This window comes from Arthrobacter sp. BF1 (genome assembly GCF_056680215.1).
The window spans coordinates 1,856,801-1,874,215 of the sequence record NZ_CM155271.1 but is presented as its reverse complement, the minus strand read 5'-3'; the positions used below and the strand labels follow the sequence as shown (position 1 = coordinate 1,874,215).

Annotated in this window: 16 protein-coding genes; 12 read left to right on the top strand and 4 right to left on the bottom strand. The window is 65.1% G+C overall.

The features are described 5' to 3' along the window. Window positions 1–484: 484 nt before the first annotated feature. Both AC1MCD_RS08775 and AC1MCD_RS08770 read right to left on the bottom strand, forming a co-directional pair. Entirely contained in the window at window positions 485–1,918 is a 1,434-nt protein-coding gene (locus AC1MCD_RS08775; RefSeq protein ID WP_498677692.1) for an MFS transporter, read from the bottom strand. A 51-nt stretch (window positions 1,919–1,969) separates the two neighbouring features. Then, window positions 1,970–2,605, bottom strand: a complete 636-nt coding sequence (locus AC1MCD_RS08770) for a dihydrofolate reductase family protein (protein ID WP_498677689.1) — start codon at window positions 2,603–2,605, stop codon at window positions 1,970–1,972. Between the two features lie 108 nt (window positions 2,606–2,713). Between AC1MCD_RS08770 and AC1MCD_RS08765 the strand changes: the two genes are divergently transcribed. Then, window positions 2,714–3,745 carry a LacI family DNA-binding transcriptional regulator gene (locus tag AC1MCD_RS08765; RefSeq protein ID WP_498677687.1) on the top strand — a complete coding sequence of 344 codons (1,032 nt, stop codon included), beginning with the start codon at window positions 2,714–2,716 and terminating at the stop codon, window positions 3,743–3,745. 23 nt (window positions 3,746–3,768) lie between these two features. On the opposite strand, the gene AC1MCD_RS08760 is transcribed toward AC1MCD_RS08765, so the two are convergent. Then, entirely contained in the window at window positions 3,769–4,212 is a 444-nt protein-coding gene (locus AC1MCD_RS08760) for an SRPBCC family protein (protein ID WP_498677685.1), read from the bottom strand. Window positions 4,213–4,287: 75 nt separating this feature from the next. Here AC1MCD_RS08760 and ligD point away from each other — a divergent pair, with 75 nt between their 5' ends. From ligD to AC1MCD_RS08705, 11 genes are all read left to right on the top strand, one after another. Continuing rightward, the gene (gene ligD, locus AC1MCD_RS08755; protein ID WP_498677684.1) at window positions 4,288–5,532 is read left to right on the top strand and encodes a non-homologous end-joining DNA ligase; all 1,245 of its coding nucleotides are present in this window, start codon (window positions 4,288–4,290) and stop codon (window positions 5,530–5,532) included. Window positions 5,533–5,582: 50 nt separating this feature from the next. Further along, window positions 5,583–6,374: a PIG-L deacetylase family protein gene (locus tag AC1MCD_RS08750; RefSeq protein WP_498677682.1), complete on the top strand. Its 792-nt coding sequence runs from the start codon at window positions 5,583–5,585 to the stop codon at window positions 6,372–6,374. A 76-nt stretch (window positions 6,375–6,450) separates the two neighbouring features. Next, window positions 6,451–6,834, top strand: coding sequence for a DoxX family membrane protein (locus AC1MCD_RS08745; protein WP_498677681.1), 384 nt, complete (start codon window positions 6,451–6,453; stop codon window positions 6,832–6,834). A gap of 28 nt (window positions 6,835–6,862) precedes the next feature. Beyond that, window positions 6,863–7,750 (top strand): oxygenase MpaB family protein, encoded by an 888-nt coding sequence (locus AC1MCD_RS08740; RefSeq protein WP_498677680.1) that lies wholly within the window; start codon window positions 6,863–6,865, stop codon window positions 7,748–7,750. Between the two features lie 276 nt (window positions 7,751–8,026). Next, window positions 8,027–9,460 (top strand): flotillin family protein, encoded by a 1,434-nt coding sequence (locus AC1MCD_RS08735; RefSeq protein WP_498677678.1) that lies wholly within the window; start codon window positions 8,027–8,029, stop codon window positions 9,458–9,460. A 9-nt stretch (window positions 9,461–9,469) separates the two neighbouring features. Then, a complete protein-coding gene (locus AC1MCD_RS08730; protein WP_498677676.1) occupies window positions 9,470–9,712 on the top strand; it encodes an NfeD C-terminal domain-containing protein in 243 nt (80 codons plus the stop codon). Window positions 9,713–9,817: 105 nt separating this feature from the next. Then, complete coding sequence (locus AC1MCD_RS08725) at window positions 9,818–10,279, top strand: NADPH-dependent F420 reductase (protein ID WP_498677674.1); 462 nt, start codon at window positions 9,818–9,820, stop codon at window positions 10,277–10,279. A gap of 206 nt (window positions 10,280–10,485) precedes the next feature. Continuing rightward, window positions 10,486–13,167: a PEP/pyruvate-binding domain-containing protein gene (locus tag AC1MCD_RS08720; protein WP_498677672.1), complete on the top strand. Its 2,682-nt coding sequence runs from the start codon at window positions 10,486–10,488 to the stop codon at window positions 13,165–13,167. 155 nt (window positions 13,168–13,322) lie between these two features. Beyond that, a complete protein-coding gene (locus AC1MCD_RS08715; protein WP_498677671.1) occupies window positions 13,323–14,030 on the top strand; it encodes a DUF4397 domain-containing protein in 708 nt (235 codons plus the stop codon). Between the two features lie 176 nt (window positions 14,031–14,206). Continuing rightward, entirely contained in the window at window positions 14,207–14,779 is a 573-nt protein-coding gene (locus tag AC1MCD_RS08710; protein ID WP_498677670.1) for an RNA polymerase sigma factor, read from the top strand. Beyond that, complete coding sequence (locus AC1MCD_RS08705; protein ID WP_498677668.1) at window positions 14,766–15,635, top strand: anti-sigma factor; 870 nt, start codon at window positions 14,766–14,768, stop codon at window positions 15,633–15,635. The genes AC1MCD_RS08710 and AC1MCD_RS08705 overlap by 14 nt, the downstream gene beginning before the upstream one ends. Window positions 15,636–15,700: 65 nt before the next feature. Here AC1MCD_RS08705 and AC1MCD_RS08700 read toward each other — a convergent pair whose 3' ends face one another. Continuing rightward, on the bottom strand, window positions 15,701–17,413 hold the full coding sequence (locus tag AC1MCD_RS08700; RefSeq protein WP_498677666.1) for an ABC1 kinase family protein: 1,713 nt from the start codon (window positions 17,411–17,413) through the stop codon (window positions 15,701–15,703). Between the last annotated feature and the right edge of the window lie 2 nt (window positions 17,414–17,415).

Here is a 17,415-nt window from a genome sequence, read left to right as displayed (position 1 = left end):
AGTCGGCGGATAACTGAAGCTGAGCGATCCGTCAGGTGTGGCATAGACCAGATCTACCGGCGCTGGTGTCACGGTAGACGTGGGAGCCACGGACGTTGGAGGGGCGGACGTTGGAGGGGCGGATGTGGGCGTCGATTTCGAGGGATCGGCGCTACCGCTAATCGGTTCAGAAGGCGAATTTTCGGCTGCCGTTTCCAAAGGAGCCGGGCCACTGATTGGAGTGTTCCCGCAGGCAGTCAGCAACAACATTAACGCCGCTCCGGCAGCCGCAACGATGGCTCTCACCGTGACTCCCTCCTCGAGGATTCGAATAGATCTGGAGCGTCAATACGCGAAGTACCGCCGGATCGGCTCGTCCACTAACAACGGCGAATTGCGCATAGTCTGCGTATCTTGGCACTCCAGGATGGGGCGAAACAAGGGGTCACTAGCTTAATGCCACATGTCGGTGGGGGCGCTGTCACGAAATCGGGGCGCCACGCCGTTAATCGTCCAGAGAGCTCGAGGAGACGGTGTCCGCCGCGTCCTCGGCTTTTGCGGCTACCTGCGCGTAGGACGCCGAGACGCGGCGGTACACGGGGGTCAGGAAGGCCAGTAGAGCGGCCGCGACCATGATGAGTCCAGCCACCAGGAAGACCAGCGCGATGCCGCGGGAGGTGCCCTCGCCGCCCAGCAGCGGGGCCAGTTGGGCGGCGCCCTCCGCTGACCGGGCATAGGGAATGATCCAGAACTGGGCGAGCGGCGCGATGAGGAATGCGGTGATCGGCGCTGCCGCGGACTCGAAAGCCATGGCGAACCCGAACACCCGGCCCTGCCGCGGCAAGGGCACCACCCGCTGGATGACCGTCTGCTCTGCTGCCTCCACAAAAGGAACCAGGACCAGGTATAGCCAGATGCCCGCGATGTACAGCCAACCCCACTCCCGCAGGGTGAACACGGCACCAAGGATTCCCATCAGGATCACCGCGATGAGCATGCTGCGCAGCGGGTTGGACCCGAGCCCGAACTTGCCGATCAGCGCACCGCCCAGGATGAATCCGGTGGCGGCAAGAGCGAAGTAAGTCCCCCACAGCTCCACGGGGAACATCTCCAGGCCATAGGGGTCCATCAGCGCCATATAGACGCCGCCGATGAAGTTGTTGAAGGTGGAGAACAGGACCAGAGCGAACAGTCCGGCGATGGCCAGCACGGCCGCGAGGGAGCCGCGCAGGTCGAAGCTGCCATGCGCATCCGTGGCCGCCGCGCGCAGCTCCTCGGGCATGCGGAGGGTGAGGAGGTGCGCGAAGGCCAGCGCGGTCAGGACGAGGGCGACCACGATCGTCCAGCCCATTCCCAGCAGCCCCACGGACAGCCCGGAGAGCACCGAGGTGACGATGAACATCAGTCCCTGCACCATGCCCACCAGCCCGTTGGCGTTGGCTCGCCGGTCCGGCTCGATAAGGATGGTGACGGTGGTGGAGAGGGCGATGTTCCGCATGTTTTCCACCACCGCACCGACCAGGATGATCAGGGTGAAGATCCAGAACCACGGCCTGGTCAGGTCCAACAGCGAGTCCGCCGGTGTCAACAGGAACATGACCCCGGACAGCATGAACATCACCAGGGTGAAACCCGCGGCGAAGCGCATGACCGCCAGCTTGCGGTAGCGGTCCACGAAGGTGCCGAAGCTGATGCTGGAGAGGGCGATCAACAGCATGTAAACGCCACCCACCACCCCGGTGGCGATCACGTTGCGCGTCCCCAGATACACCCAGAACGTCAGGGCAAACCACAGGTAGCTGGTGGTGATGTTGGCCAGGGCAGTGTTCACCAGGATCCCGGCGAACGTGCGGGACCGCTGTGCCGGACTGCGCAAGGACGTGTCGACGGCGTCGGGAACGGCAGCGGCCTCGGGAAAGGCCGGTTCCTGCTCGGTCATGCGACCCAGTTTACTGACTACTTCGTGGTGTGGGCAGGGCCCGGCCGCGGCTCAGCCTGTCCGCGCGCCCGGCGGACCGTTAAGAACTGTGGGGACGTACTCAAGCAGCTGGATCCGGCCGTCGAAGGTCCTGCTGTCCACCATCTCGAGCGCGACGTCCGGATAGCCGTCGTAGATCCGCTCCCGTCCGGTGCGGCCGGTGATCACGGGGAAAACCACCAACCGAAACCTGTCCACCAGGCCGGCCGTCAGCAACGATCGGGCCAGACTGAGGCTGCCAAGGGTGCTCAGCGGGCCGGTGCCGGTCCTTTTCATTTCCGTCACGGCCTCCACCGCGTTGCCGGTGACCAGTTCGGAATTCGGCCACGTCAACGGTGCCTGAAGCGTGGAGGAGAAAACAATCTTGGGCACCGCGGCAAGGCCGGTCAGGCTGGCCCCCTCATGCTCGGAGTATCCGGCCCCGTCCACCGCGGCCTCATCGGACATGCCGGACATCAGCCGGTAAGTGTTCGCCCCGAGAAGGAAGGTATAGCCTTTCTCCCCTTCCTGGTCGAGCCACGCCAGGTACTCGGGCCCTTCCAGACCCCACCAGCCGGGCCACCCCTCCGCGGAGGCGTAGCCGTCCAGCGAGATGATGAGGTCCACCATCAGCTTTGCCGATGACGCCTCCGCAGTTGTCTCGCTCATGGCCGTCTCCCCGATCTAATCAACGTCAGTCTCCGCTGGGCCGCGTGCCGGACATGCTAACCCCGGAGCATTCGGACGTTCAAGGGTTCCCTTTGGGAGAATGAAGCCATGGCGAAGAGTTCGGACACGGCTGGCACCAAGGTCACGATTTACGACATCGCAAAAATTGCGGGGGTCAATCCCTCCACCGTGTCCCGGGCCCTGGGAAAACCGGAGCGGGTCAGCCCCGAAACGAGGAAGCTCGTGGAGGAGGCAGCCGCCGAGCTGAACTTCAGGGCCAATCCGTTTGCCCGAGCGCTGCTGAGCGGGCGCACCGGCACCATCGGACTCATCGTCGCGGACATCACCAACCCCAGCTATTTCGACATGATCCGCGGCGCCCAGTCCGCCGCTGCCGCACAGGGACTGACCCTGATCCTGGCCGAGTCGACCGAGTCGGCGTCAACGGAATTGGTGGTTGCCCAGCGTATCCAGCCCTCCACCGACGGCATCATTCTGGCCAGCCCGCGCATGTCCGATCCGGAGATCCGGGCACTCAACAACACGAAGCCTGTCGCTGTCATCAACCGCAGCGTTGAAGGCGTCGATTCCGTGGTCCCCGACGTCGAACCCGGCATCTCGGAAGCGGTTCGCCACCTTGCCGCCGGCGGCCACCGGAGGATCGCTTTCCTGAGCGGACCCGACACCTCCTGGGTTTCGGCCCGCCGTTGGGAAAGCCTGCTGTCAGCCTGTGAATGGACAGGGTTGGAGGCTCTGCTCATTCCCACCACAGAACCCACAACCGAGGGTGGCCGGCGTGCGGCGAGGAACGTGATCGCCTCCGGGACCACCGCCGCGCTGTGCTACAACGATGTCCTGGCCATCGGGCTGATGAGGGAACTGCAGGCAGCACAATTGAAGATACCGGACGAATTCAGTGTGATCGGCTTCGACAACATTTTTGGGTCCGACTTCACCACCCCGGGGCTGACAACTATCGCTTCACCCTTTAGGGAAGCCGGCACTGCGGCCCTGTCCCTGATTATGGCGGCCCTTCCAAGCGCCGGGACGAGCCCACTGCCGGCGGAGTCGTTGGGGCGTGCGGACCTGCCGACCAGCCTGATCGTGCGCGGATCCAGTGGCCGGCTGCTTGCCACGTGACCGCGCCCAAACGGCCCATCAGCTCATGCCGTCCTACGGGCAGCCTCCAGATAGCCTTTCAGCGCTGACCAATTGGCGCGTTCCTGACGGTTCCCCATCGTGCGGATCACGGGAGTGAGGAGGCGCAGTGCGCCCTGAGGGTGCACTCTCCAAACCCAGCGGAGCCTGGTGCCGTTTCCCTCGGGAACGAAGGTCAGCTCGCCTTCGATCTCCATCCCGGTAGTCCGGCTGAGCGAGCTCAGCGTCTGCGGGCGATTGAAGCCGGTGCATTCGATGGCCAACGTTGTGCGGCTGCGCCCCCGCATGACCGCGACGAACCGCGTCCCGGCCCCGACGGGTCCCGGGGTGAGCTTCCCGGCCCTGAGCATGTTGGGGTTGTACAGCGGCTCGTTGCTTTCATCGGCAACGAAGTCGAACACCTCTTCCACGGGGGCGTCGACGAAAATTTCACCGGTTATCGGCCTCACGCGGCTGGCCCCTTCCTATTTCTGGCTTCCAACACCAGTCTGGCCCGGTCATCCGATCGTTGCTAGCGTGGCGTCATGAACCCCTCAAAGACTCCGGCCGAGATCCTCTCCATTGCCGGTACCGAGGTTCGCATCTCGAGTCCGGACAAGGTGGTGTTCCCCGGGCCCGGGATCACAAAGCTTGATCTGGTCCGCTACTACCTCGCCGTCGCAGAGGGGGCGCTGCGCGGCGCCGGCGGCCGCCCCATGGTACTCAAACGCTTTCCGAAGGGCATCGACGGCGAGCCGTTCTTCCAAAAGCGGGTGCCCGAAAACCACCCCGACTTCATCGACACCGCGACACTGCACTATGCGTCCGGCACATCAGCCGAGGAAGCCGTCATCCGGGATGCCGCGGGCCTTGCATGGGTGGTGAATCTTGGCTGCCTGGACCTCAACCCGCACCCGGTACGCGCCGAGGACCTTGAGCACCCCGACGAGCTCCGGGTCGACCTCGACCCGATGCCGGGAGTGGACTGGAGTCAGATCGTGGACGTCGCGTACGTCGCACAGGAAGTGCTCGACGACGTCGGACTCGTTGGCTGGCCCAAGACGAGCGGGTCGCGGGGGCTCCACGTCCTGGTGCGGATCGCGCCGAAGTGGTCATATCGCGACGTGCGGCTGGCCGCCGAGACACTCGCCCGCGAGGTCGAGAATAGGGCCCCCGGCCTCGCCACCGCGCGGTGGTGGAAGGAGGAACGCGGCGAGAGTGTGTTTGTCGACTTCAACCAGAACGCAAAGGACCGCACAGTGGCGTCCGCCTACTCAGTGCGGCCGCTGCCCGATGCCCGGGTCTCCACGCCGCTCACCTGGGGCGAGGTCCGTTCCGCCCGCCCGGAACAGTTCACCGTGCGCACGGTTCCGGGGCGCCTCGCCGATATGGGCGATCCGCACAACGGGATCGACGACGCCGTCGGCACCCTCGACGGGCTCCTCGCCCTGGCTGCCGAACTCGGCCCCGCCGAAAAGCCGCCGCGCGCCGGCGACGGTTCCGGGCGCCGGCAGTCGGTGATGCCGCTCGTCGAGGTGGCCCGCACGAAGACCAAGCCCGAAGCTCTCGCGGCGCTCGACGAGTGGAAAACCCGGCATGCCGGCCTCGTTCCGGCCCTGCATCCCGCCGATGTGCTCGTGGACGGGATGCGCGGTTCCAGTTCGCTCTGGTACCGGGTGCGGGTGAACCTCCAGCACATCCCCGAGGCGGAGCGTCCGCCGCAGGAGGAACTTATTGCCGACTACGATCCGTGGGCGGGCAAGGAATGGCCGGGACGGCCGGGTTCCTGACGGATCCGCACTGCTGTGATTCTCCCCCTGTAGGGTCTAGCGTTTGTCCCATGAATGAGCAGCACTCCCTGACGGTGGTGGTTGCCCATCCGGATGACGATGCGTACGGTTGCGCGGGCTCGATTGCCCTGCACGAGAATGATCCTGGGTTCAGGTTTTGCCTGGTGCTCGCCACCGACGGCGGAGCCGGACAGATCGCCGCCGGGGTCCCGACGACGCCCCCTGAGTTGGGTGCCTGGCGTCGCCGTGAGAGCGCCAACGCGTGGCGGGCGCACGGCAGAGTACCCGACCGACACGAATGGCTGGACTACGCCGACGGGCAGGTGGCGGAGGCGGATTTCGAGGAACTGGTCGGCAGGATCCTGGAGGTCCTGCTTGCGGAACGGCCCCAGGTTGTGGCGACCTTCGGGCCCGACGGAATCACCGGGCACCGGGACCATATCGCCGTCGGCAGGGCCACCGATGAAGCATTCCACCGGGCACGGCAGTCGCCGGGCCCGGGCTTCCGCCGGCTGGTGCACGGTGCCATGCGGGCCTCTACGTTTGAACGGTGGAACCTCAGGCGGCAACAGGCGGGGCTGACGCCATGGGACCCGACGGTTGAGTACCACCTGCGACCCGTGCCTGATGAGTGGATAGACATCGAAGTGGACACCGGCGCGGTGGCGCACCGGGTTGTTGCGGGCCTGTTGGAGCACAAGTCCCAGCGGGATGTCCTGGTGGATCCCGGCATGGATGAGCGCCGCTGGACCAGGATGGCGTCCCGGGAATCGACGGTCATGGCGTGGCCGGGCCGGCCTCCCGGGAGTCCGTTGCTGACCGACCTCTTTGAAGGACTTTGATCGGGTCGCCGACGTAGAATTTTCACGTCAGAGCCGCCGCGCAGCGCGGCGGCAAACATCACTTGAGGAGCACACCATGAGCCATGAAACGACCAGCTCCGCTGCTGCAACCGCCGCGCAGACCATCTTCCGAGTCGCTCTGGGTGGGGTGCTCATGGCGCACGGATCCCAAAAGCTCTTCGGGTGGTTTGGAGGCGGAGGCCTCGAAGGCACCAGCAAGGGCATGCACGCCATGGGCTTCCGTCCCGCAAAATCGAGCGCCGTACTCGCAGGCGTTGGAGAAGCAGGAGCCGGCCTGGCCCTTGCCTTAGGGCTGGCGACCCCGGCCGCCGGCGCCGCCGCTACTGTCGCTTTAGCCACCGTACCCGCAGTCACCGCCGTCCAAATCTATCGGCGGCATCAGGCCTTGGCCGCCGACGCCGCTACACCGGATGCCGGCGCCGCGGAGCACAACGGCTGAGCAACCTTCTTCACGTTGGAGGTCCCTCATGATGCGGCTCCATTCATCGCTGGCGCAGAGCCTCGACAGGCAGCTGTCCCGCGGCCCGGAAGACTTTGAGCAGACGTTCCGTCAGATGGCTTTGTTCGACCTTGCAGAGGACATCAAGTTCGGCTTCTTTCTTGCCTATTACCGGAACTTCGCCATTCCGTCCGGTTCAGCCACCCTTGTGCGGAACGGGGAAATACCCGCCCGGCCCATGAAGCGGTCCATCGACACCGGCCTCGTAATCTACGAACTCATCGCCTGCGGCCTGGACTCGGAACGCGGCCGGCACATGACGGCGCTGCTCAACCGCGTCCACCGGCACGTTCCAGGCAGCCAGGAGGATTTCCTTTATGTGCTCATGACCCTCTTGGTGGTTCCGATCCGGTGGGCCGACCGTTACGGCTGGCGCAAACCAACCCAGACCGAAAGAGACGCCGCAACACGCTTCTTCCGCGAACTGGGCGCGAGAATCCATATCTCGGACATTCCCGTCACGTTCGAGGCGGCCGCGAATTTTTTCGACGACTACGAACGCCGCCGGGTGGCCCCAAGCACGGCCGGCAAGACGCTGATGGGCGCCACCATTCAGGTATTTCAAAGCATGCAGCCAAAGCTCCTCCATCCGGTCACGGAACGCATGATCGCAACAATGCTCGACGACGCCCACCTTGCCGCGGCGCTCGGACTCCCCCGAAGCACCTGGTGGTCACGCCTCGCGCTCAATGCAGGCCTGGGCGTACGCAACGCGATCCGGCGCCGCACTCCCCTGAGTACGCTTCCCAGTTTCCTTCCCGGAGAGGCCGCCCCGCCGGTCTATGCCCAGGGCTACGACTTGGCCAACATCGGACCCCTCAACGTGATGGGCAGCCGGGACCGCAACGCGTCCTGATTTAGGGAGCGGCTTTTTCCTGCGGCCGTGAATTCGGCCGAGGGGCCCGAACCGCACCCAACGACGCGAGCCAGGTGCCGCCGTCGTGCATCATTTCCGTTGCCGCAGGCAAATATCAGCCAGGCTCTGGACCTTTGGGCGGTGCCCAATCAGACTGACTACAACAGCTGGCCCGGCAGCCCGGAACCACCCGTATCCTGAGCGCTCGGGAATGCACAGCTGCAGTATTGGGGCTTTACCGCGATGCCTGTTCCACACCTTTGAAAGGACCTGGTCATGCCGGACTTCTCAGCATTCTTCCCGCTTATTGCCACCATCCTGGGGGTAGTTGTTGCCATTGGCTTTGTTTGGCTGGCAACGAAACTGATGTGGAAGGTGGCTGAGCCCAATGAAGCCCTCATCATCTCCGGGCTGACCCGGGGAACCCTTGAAACCCGGGCCGGGATGGATTTCAAGATTGTCACGGGCAAGGGTGCGCTGGTCCTGCCCGGCCTCCAAACAGTGCGGACCTTGTCGCTCACCCTGAATGAAACCGAACTCAAGGTGTCCTGTGTTACCTCGCAGGGCATCCAGGTGATCGTGGAAGGTGTGGTCATTTACAAGATTGGCGACGCCCCGCCCTTCATTGCCAACGCGGCCCGGCGGTTCCTGGGGCAGCAGCCCAAGATGGAAAGCCAGGTGTACAACGTCTTTGAGGGACACCTCCGCTCCATCATCGGCAGCATGACCATGGAGGAAATCATCCGGGAGCGGGACAAGCTCGGGTCGCAGGTCCGCAGCGCCAGCGGCGTGGAGATGGAAAAACTGGGGCTCGTGGTGGACTCGCTGCAGATCAAGGACTTGCAGGACCCCACGGGATACATCCAGAACATTGCCAAGCCGCACATTGCCCAGGTGAAGATGGAGGCCCGCATCGCCGAAGCCACCCGCAACCGTGAAGCGGCCGAGAAGGAGGCGGAGGCGGCAGCGCTGATCGCAGACGCGCAGAGCATTTCAGCAATCAGGCAGTCGGTGGCGCAAGCCAACGCCGAGCGCGCCAAGGCCAACGCTGCCCAGGCCGGCCCCCTGGCCGACGCCACGGCGCGGCAGCAGGTGGTGGTCCAGGAAACCGAAGTCGCCAAGCTCGAGGCGGACCGGGAAGAGCAGAAACTCCAGACCACCGTCCGGAAACCCGCTGATGCGAAAGCCTACGCCAAACGAACCGACGCGGAAGGCCAGAAGGCGGCGGACATCAGCGCCGCCGAGGCACTGGCACGCCGCACCGAACTTGAGGCCCAGGCCAACGCCCGCCGGACGGAACTCCAGGCACAGGCGAACGCCACCGCCGCGGCTGCCGCAGCCGGCGCCACCAAGGTCACCGGCGAGGCCGAAGCCGCGGCCACCAAGGCCAAGGGTGATGCTGCAGCCTCCGCCATCAAGGCCAAGGCGCTGGCAGAGGCTGACGGCATCAAAGCGCGGGCCGAAGCGTTGGGGACCAACCAGGACGCGGTGATTTCACAGCAGCTCGCCGAGAACATGCCCGCCATCATTGCCGCAGCGGCCGAACCGTTCTCGCACGTAGGCCAGATGACCGTCCTGAACGGCGGCGAAGGCGTCAATAAGATGCTTGGCGGAATACTCGCGCAGGTAGGCGACTACCTCCCTGCCCTGGCGTCGGCGCTCAAGAAAGGCCCGGAAGCCAAGCGCCCACCCGAGGCTCCCGGCGCATAGGGATACCGCATGCACAGGGAGGTTGACCGGAGCCTGACAGGCAAGATCGGTCGGGTGACCGGACGCATCGGGCCCGGCACCATAGGCGAAGTGATGCTGCCCTACCTCGGGGGCACCATGGCCTTCCACGCGCACCCGTTCGACAAGACGAGCGGCTTCGCAGTGGGTGATGAGGTGCTGGTGATCTACTTCGAGCCGCCGCAAACGGTCTACGTGGACGAACTTCCGGACGTGTTGTGGCACGGGGAATGAGGCACGGACACTAGGATCCGGGGCTTTCGTCCCTGTTGCAGCAACGGTCTATGAAGGTCTACTGGATGGACACACAGACCGCGGCGTTTTCGGCAAGGGATGATCATGACCAACATCAGCATTCTCGGCAGCGGACACATGGCCCGGGCACTCGCGAAGGCAATGCTGAGGGGCAACAATCCGGTACAGATTCTGGGGCGCGACGGCCCCAAAACCCGCGAACTGGTTGAGAGCCTCGGACCAGGAGCTACTGGCGGCGTCCTCGGGGCCGGAATCACGGGAGCCATAGTCTTCCTGGCAATTCCACATAAGGATGTACACAACGCCATCCTGGAAATGGGCGATTCCGTGGATGGCCGCGTGGTGGTGGACATCAGCAACCCCGTGGACGTTTCGACTTTCGACCGGCTCACCACGGAACCGGGCACGTCCGCAGCCGAAGAAACAGCCCGCCTTCTCGAAGGGCGCGCGGATGTGGTCAAGGCATTTAATACTACGTTTGCCTCCACCCTGGAGGCCGGAGAAGTCGCCGGGCAACATCTGGACGTCTTCATTGCCGGCGACTAGGAGCGGGCCAAAGAGAAGGTCAGTGCTGTGGCAGCGTCCGCAGGACTCAGGCCTATTGACGTCGGGCCCCTCCGGCGGGCGCGCGAACTTGAAGCCATCATGCTGGTTGTCATGGGTCTGCAGGTCAGCCCTGAGCATCAACACTTCAACTGGGACACTGCACTCCGGATCTTCCCATAGGCAAGGTCTACGGCTAGGAGCATTCTGTGGGTCTTGTTCCGGATCGGGGCGACGCCGATACGAGCCTCGTTGTTGATCTCAGCCAGGTGGCGTCCGCGTCGCTCGCCACAGTGGGCGGCAAGGCCCTCAACCTCGGCCGCCTCGCCGCCGCGGACTTTCCGGTTCCACCGGGCTTTTGCCTGACCACGGCCGGCTACCGGAAGGCCGCACCAACGGAGATGGACCACATCGCCGGCCGCCTGGACGGGGAGGGCAGCCTGAACGGCGTGCGCGGGCTCCGGGAGTCAGACCGGAACGGGCTCGCGGGGCGTGGCCGGGAGGCGATGGCAGCAGCGCCGGTACCGCCCGACGTCGAAGCCGCCATCCGCGATGCCTATGCCGCGATGGGCGGCGGGCCAGTGGCCGTGCGTTCGTCCGCCACTGCCGAGGACCTGCCCTTTGCCAGTTTCGCAGGGCAGCAGGACTCCTTTATGGACGTGGTGGGAGGCGACGCGGTCGTCGAGGCGGTTCGGCGCTGCTGGGCTTCCCTCTGGACGGACCGGGCGGTGGCCTACCGCACAACGAACGGGATCGCGCACCGCGAGGTGAGCCTCGCCGTCGTCGTTCAACGGATGGTCCACGCTGCCACGGCGGGTGTGCTGTTCACCGCCAATCCGGTGACCGGCACACGGACCGAGACGGTGATTGATGCCAGTCCCGGGCCGGGACAAGCGGTGGTTTCCGGCGCCGTGAACCCGGACCATTTCGTGGTGGAGACGGCGTCGGGCCGGATCCTGCAGCAGGCACAGGCACAGGGCCGGGCGCCCAGCCTGACCGAGGTGCAGCTTCGCAAACTGACATCCCTCGGCGACGCTGCCCAGCGGCTTTTGGGCGCGCCCCAGGACGTGGAATGGGTGATCGACGGTGACGGAAAGGCGTGGTTGACCCAGTCGCGGCCCATTACCACGCTCTACCCGCTACCAGACGACGATCCGCTCGACGGACGGACCGGCACTGACCGTGCCCCGGACGCAGCCTCGGGCGCGGATGCGCGGGTGTACCTGTGCGGCACGCTGCTCCAAGGCCTCACGCGCCCTATTACGCCGATGGGCCTCTCCGTCCTGGGCCTCATGAGAGGCAACAAAGGACCGTGGAATTACGTGAACCCGGGCTTGCGGATGTACGTGGAGCTGACGCCGCTCATCCGCAACAAGTCCGGCCGCAGGGCGTTGGAGAGGATGCTGCCGCTCGCAGACGGCAGGTCAGCCGCCGTCTTCCCTGCCCTCCTGGAAGATCCGCGGTTCAGCATTGTCCGGCGTCCCCGGAAAGCATCCGGCCGCTCCGCTCCCGGCCGGGCGCAATCCAAGGGCGCTGACATCAGCCAAAGTCTGGGTCAGTTCGTCGGTCTCCTTCCCGCCATGGTCCGGGCCCTGCTGTGGCCGGACCGGGAACTGCGGAGTGCGCGGCGGTACCAGGACCGCCTCGCAGCCACGCTGGTCCTCCCCCTGCCCGCCACTGCGGCCAGGCGGCTCCAGCACAGTGAGGACATCCTGGCCACCTCGATCGACGGGTTGATCCAAGCCACGCTGCCGGCTCCGTCCGTGGGATACCTGATGCTGGCCGCGGCCCGCAGGTTGCTGCGCGGAGTTGCCAAGCCGCGTGAACTTGAGGCTGTCCTTCGCGGGCTTCCTCACAACGTGACCACCATTATGGACCTGGAGTTGTGGAACCTGACAGTGTCCTTGGCCAGCGACCCGGAGTCCCGCCGCGCGTTCACGGAACTGAAACCGGAAGAGCTGGCGTCCCGCTACAGGAGGTGCGTGCTGCCAGCCGCTGCCCAGTCCGGGGTGCAGCAGTTCCTGTCAAAGTACGGCCACCGTGCGGTGGCGGAGATCGATCTGGGGATGCCGCGGTGGTCCGACGAACCGGACCACATCCTCGGAATGATCTCGAACTTTCTCCGCGTGGAAGATCCGGAGCAGGCGCCGGACCGCCAGTTCGCCAGGGCCGCTGACCACGCGGAGGCCCGGATCGGTGAGTTGGTGGACCGTGCCGGCACATCAAGCCGGCTGCGGGGGCGCCTGGTGTCGCTGTGCCTGCGCCGGACCAGGCAGCTCGCCGGCCTGCGGGAGTTCCCCAAGTTCTGTATCGTGATGGTGCTCGCGGAGATGCACCGGCAGCTCAGGGAGGTCGGCGCTGAGCTGGTGACGGACGGAACCATCGACGACGCCGGTGACGTGTTCTTCCTGGACTTCGACGAACTGCGCGTGGGCCTTCGCGGGGCGGACCTTAGGGGAATCGTCGCCGGCCGCCGTCGGCTGTACGACGTCGAACTCCGGCGGCGGCACGTTCCGCGCCTTCTGCTTTCGGACGGCACCGACGTCGAGGCCGCTGCGACTCCCCTCGCGGCTGCAGGCGACCACCTAACGGGAACGCCTGCGTCTGCGGGCACCGCCAGCGGTAAGGTCCGGGTGATTATGGATCCGGTGGGCGCCCACCTGGAACCCGGGGAAATTCTGGTGGCCCCCTCCACTGATCCCGGCTGGACACCGCTTTTTATGACGGCCGGCGCCCTGGTCATGGAGATGGGCGGCGTCATATCGCACGGAGCCGTGGTTGCCCGCGAGTACGGTATCCCCGCAGTGGTGGGTGTTGCAGATGCCACCACACGGCTGCACGATGGCCAGAGCGTCACGGTGGACGGCGCCGCCGGAACTGTCAGGTGGTGACACCGCGGGTGGGACTACGCGTCGGTTCTCCGTGCATCCATTCGGGCCGTGTCTTTCGAAATTTTCTCCAGGGTGCATCCAAGTACGGCCTCGGGTCGGTAGTAAGGGTGTAAGCACAACCACCGCCCCCAAGTGGGCCTCCCTGAGGAGTTGGAATGCGCAAGAAGATCTTTGCAACCGCCGGAGCATTGACGCTGCTGGCAGCACTCGCCCTGGCCGCCCCGGCCCAGGCCGACAATGGTCACCGTCGAGGCGAGGCCACAGCCAAACTGTCCGTCCTCCACGGCGTCCCTGGCCTGACCGTGGATGTTTGGGTCGACGGCAAGCTCACTTTGGACAACTTCAAGCCGGGCACTCTGGCGGGCCCGTTGAATGTCCCTGATGGGGATCACCAGATCGCCATCACCGGGGCCGACGCCACGAGCGCCGACAACGCGGTGATCGGCCCCGTCACCGTGGACCTGGAACAAGGCCGGGACTACACAGCGGTTGCCCATCTGGATGCTGACGGCACCCCAACTGCCACTCTCTTCACCAACGACACCTCGCCCAGCCCGGAGGGACAGGGCAAACTGACCGTCCGGCACGTTGCTGCAGCTCCCGACGTCGATGTGCTGGCCGGCGGAACCGCCGTCATCGAAGGACTTACGAATCCGAATGAGGAGACCCTCACCCTCGACGCCGGAACTGTCTCGGCCTCCGTGGCAGCGGCGGGTACCACTGTCCCGCTAATCGGCCCCGCGGACCTCAAAGTCACCGAAGGCAAGAACACCATCGTCTACGCCTGGGGCAGCCTGGCCAACAACAATCTTGGGGTGGCCGTCCAGGTAGTGGATTCCTCATCGTGCGGCCACGAGGACTAGCCCTCCCCAACTCCGCAGTCATCCATTCCATCACCGGTGGGGCCGCGTCGACCGCGGCCCCACCGGCACGCGCGGGAGAGATCCGGGAAGCAGGCGCCGCCGGACCATAGCGGAGTCCACCAGGCAGCGGCATAATGTGGTTCATCAGCGGTCGCTGCCGCTCAAAGGAGCACCCGATGGAAGCTGGCACCACGAATGATTGGGACCCCGTCCTCGATCGCGCGTTTGCCGGCGGCGATGAGCGCGTCCTCGCGGAAGCGTACCGGCGGTTGAGCCCATTGGTTTACACGCTGGCGCTGAGATCCTTGGGCGAGCGTACCGCAGCCGACGACGTGACACAGGAGGTGTTCATTCGGGCTTGGAAGTCACGGACCACATATCGTCCCGAGGCGGCACGGGTGCCAGCTTGGCTGATTGGGATCACGCGCAACGCGATTTCCGACGCATTGTCCGCACGCTCCCGCCAGCACCATCTTGAGCAATCGGCCATTCATCTGGTCACCGACCCTACCGGCGGACGGGAAACGGGGCTCGTCGATGAGGTAGCGGAGCGCCTAACCCTGGAAGAGGAATTGCAGCATTTAGGAGATCCACAGCAGGAAATAATGCGGCTGGCGTTCTACGAGGACCTGACACACGACCAGATTTCATCCCGTCTGAACCTCCCGCTGGGCACCGTCAAAAGCCACATCCGGCGCAGCCTCACCCGATTGCGCAACCGCCTGGAGGTGGAACATGGAACATGTTGATCCCGATCTTCTCAGCCTGATGGCACTCGGAGAGCCGGTGGGTACAGCAACTGAAGCAGGCCACATCGCCGGCTGCGTGACATGCAGCGAAACCCTCCGAGGCTTTCAACACGCCGTACGCATAGCCACCCTAGACCTCGCAGGCATCGAACTTGAAGAACCAGGAAGCCAGAACTGGACCGCCATCCATCGCGCCCTCGGGCTCCCGCCGGCACTGGAGACAGATCCCCTCGCGTCAGGCCCTCTCAGCCTGCGCACCGCCTATCCCCCCGCCCCGCTGGTGACGCCCCACATCACGCCAGACGGGGATGAAGCACCCCTGAAACACGGCAAGCAAACGGCGGCCGCGAAGACGCCGGAAGAGGCCGGCCCCAGCACCCGGCGGCCCAGTCCCTGGCCTTGGATTGCCGTCGCTGCGGCCGGTATGGTTCTCGGTACCGCTGCCGGATGGACCGCCGCCGGAGTACTCGGACCCACCGGCGCTCCCTCCCCCTCAGCCACCCAAACGGCTTCCTCAGAAGTGATCCTCGCCCAAACGTCCCTGACTCCGCTATCCACGCATGCCGGCAGCGGAGAAGCACAGGTCAAGCAACTCCCCGATGGAACCCGCCAACTGATGGTCCGGCTCTCCAATGACCACATCAGTGGATTCAGGGGAGTTTGGGTCGGCTCCGCCGACCTCACCAGAATGGTCAGCCTAGGCGTCCTCGACAATGAATCCGGCCTTTTCGCCCTTCCTGACGGCATCGATCTGGCCCAATACCCGGTCGTCGATATCTCGGACCAGCCCTACAACGGGAATCCGGCTCACTCCGACGACAGCATCGCCCGGGGAACACTGAACCCGGAAAAATGACCGGATTGGCCGTCCCCTGGCCGTAGACCCGCAGAGCGTACAGCCCTACTTCCACACCAAATCCTTTAGAGCCCGCGGCGCCCGGCCCACAGCCCGTGCAGCAGTGGAACCACCGATGCGATCATCAGAACGTTCCCGAACACCAAGTCATCCGCCCGGACTACGGCACCTGCGATGAGCAGGCCGCCGAAAACCAGTACCGATGCCGATCGCTGCGCGGTGCGGTTAAGCCGTGCCACCTGCCGTTCGAGGCGCGGATTGGCCACCGATAGTGACCCGTCCTCGACTCGGGTGACAAGCTCGTCCAATCGTTTCGGCAGCCGCACGGCGGCGCTGACGGCGTCGAACGCTTGCTGGGTGAGGTCCTGCACGATGTTGCCGCGCTCGTCGCGCAGCAGCTGTGCTGCATAGGGTTCCACCGAGTCCCATAGATTGAATCGTGCGTCCAACGAGCTGCACACACCCGAAGTCAGTGACATCGCGCGGATGATGAGTAAGAAGTTCTCCGGGAACTGGAAGGGCAATGAGCGGACGAGGTCGCCGAACTCCGCCGCAAAATCAACGAACTCCCTCGGGTCCACCTCGCGTAGCTCTGCAAACCCCATCCCGCCGAACCTGGCGAACAGTTGCGTCATGGCGCGCTCAAGCTCCGCCGTGTCCGCCGACGGCAAAAGCACACCTACGTCGCTGATCGCGGCTACCAGGCCTTTGCCGTCGCGGGAGGCGGCCGCGATGAGCAGCTTCCTCAGGCCGCTGCGGGTACGTGCCGGAACCTCGCCCATCATGCCGAAATCGATGAACGTCAGCTTCCATGGTCGCTCGGCGTTTATATGGGCGTCCGGGGTGACAAAGATATTGCCGGGGTGCGGATCGGCGTGGAAAAAGCCCTCCGTGAACAGCTGGTCAAACATGACAGCTGCGAAAACCGGGGCGACTTTCGCCGGATCGATTCCCGCCGCTAGGAGCGCCGTCAAGTCCGTGATCTTGATCGCCGTGACGTCTTCGAGGGTGAGCACCCGGCGGGTGGTCCGTTCCCAGACGACGGCAGGCACAGTGACCCTGTGGTCATCGGAGAAATCAGCCGCGAAGCGCTCCGCGTTCACTGCCTCGTGCAGGTAGTCGATCTCCGCCAGGCTGATTTGTGCAAACTCCTCCACCAAGGCGGGCATGTCGGCACGATTGGACACCAGGCGCACATGGCTGAGCCAGCCGCCTACCTTGCGAAGTGCCGCCAGGTCGACGTCGACAATCGCGTCGATGCCCGGGCGCTGCACCTTCAGCACCACGCTGTGAAGCCCGACGTCGGCGGCGTTGGCGGGCAGAAGTTGTGCGCTGTGCGCCTGCCCGAGGGAGGCTGCGGCCATTGGGGTCTCCTCGACCGAGGCGAAGACCTGGCTCAGCGGCGCCCCCAGCTCCTCCTCGGCGAGGGCGCGGATTGCGTCGAACGGGACGGGCGGCACCTCGTCCTGCAGTCCTTCAAGCTCCTTTGTGATCTCGGGCGGAAGTACGTCGAGCCTGGATGACAGGAACTGACCAACCTTGATCATCAGACCGCCGAGGTCCACCGCGAGCGCGTGGAAGCTCTGTGCGAAGCGCCGCATCCTGGTAGTCCTTGTGCGTTCGGCAACTCGCACCAGCCCGATCCGAGGGAGCAGCAGCTCAAACCACCAGGTCACCGCGAGATGCCATGCGGCGAAGCGCAGGATGCGACGGTAACGGGCGCGGTGGACCGCGGCGCCGGGGACCGGATCTGGCCGATCCCGGCGAACCGACGCCACCC

What these genes read in the sequence shown, in the direction of transcription:
- AC1MCD_RS08715 (WP_498677671.1), top strand. Translation starts at nt 13,323, where the DNA reads ATGCGCAAGAAGATCTTTGCAACCGCCGGAGCATTGACGCTGCTGGCA.
- AC1MCD_RS08730 (WP_498677676.1), top strand. Translation starts at nt 9,470, where the DNA reads ATGCACAGGGAGGTTGACCGGAGCCTGACAGGCAAGATCGGTCGGGTG.
- AC1MCD_RS08775 (WP_498677692.1), bottom strand. Translation starts at nt 1,918, where the DNA reads ATGACCGAGCAGGAACCGGCCTTTCCCGAGGCCGCTGCCGTTCCCGAC.
- AC1MCD_RS08750 (WP_498677682.1), top strand. Translation starts at nt 5,583, where the DNA reads ATGAATGAGCAGCACTCCCTGACGGTGGTGGTTGCCCATCCGGATGAC.
- AC1MCD_RS08705 (WP_498677668.1), top strand. Translation starts at nt 14,766, where the DNA reads ATGGAACATGTTGATCCCGATCTTCTCAGCCTGATGGCACTCGGAGAG.
- AC1MCD_RS08770 (WP_498677689.1), bottom strand. Translation starts at nt 2,605, where the DNA reads ATGAGCGAGACAACTGCGGAGGCGTCATCGGCAAAGCTGATGGTGGAC.
- AC1MCD_RS08710 (WP_498677670.1), top strand. Translation starts at nt 14,207, where the DNA reads ATGGAAGCTGGCACCACGAATGATTGGGACCCCGTCCTCGATCGCGCG.
- AC1MCD_RS08765 (WP_498677687.1), top strand. Translation starts at nt 2,714, where the DNA reads ATGGCGAAGAGTTCGGACACGGCTGGCACCAAGGTCACGATTTACGAC.
- ligD (WP_498677684.1), top strand. Translation starts at nt 4,288, where the DNA reads ATGAACCCCTCAAAGACTCCGGCCGAGATCCTCTCCATTGCCGGTACC.
- AC1MCD_RS08740 (WP_498677680.1), top strand. Translation starts at nt 6,863, where the DNA reads ATGATGCGGCTCCATTCATCGCTGGCGCAGAGCCTCGACAGGCAGCTG.
- AC1MCD_RS08745 (WP_498677681.1), top strand. Translation starts at nt 6,451, where the DNA reads ATGAGCCATGAAACGACCAGCTCCGCTGCTGCAACCGCCGCGCAGACC.
- AC1MCD_RS08735 (WP_498677678.1), top strand. Translation starts at nt 8,027, where the DNA reads ATGCCGGACTTCTCAGCATTCTTCCCGCTTATTGCCACCATCCTGGGG.
- AC1MCD_RS08725 (WP_498677674.1), top strand. Translation starts at nt 9,818, where the DNA reads ATGACCAACATCAGCATTCTCGGCAGCGGACACATGGCCCGGGCACTC.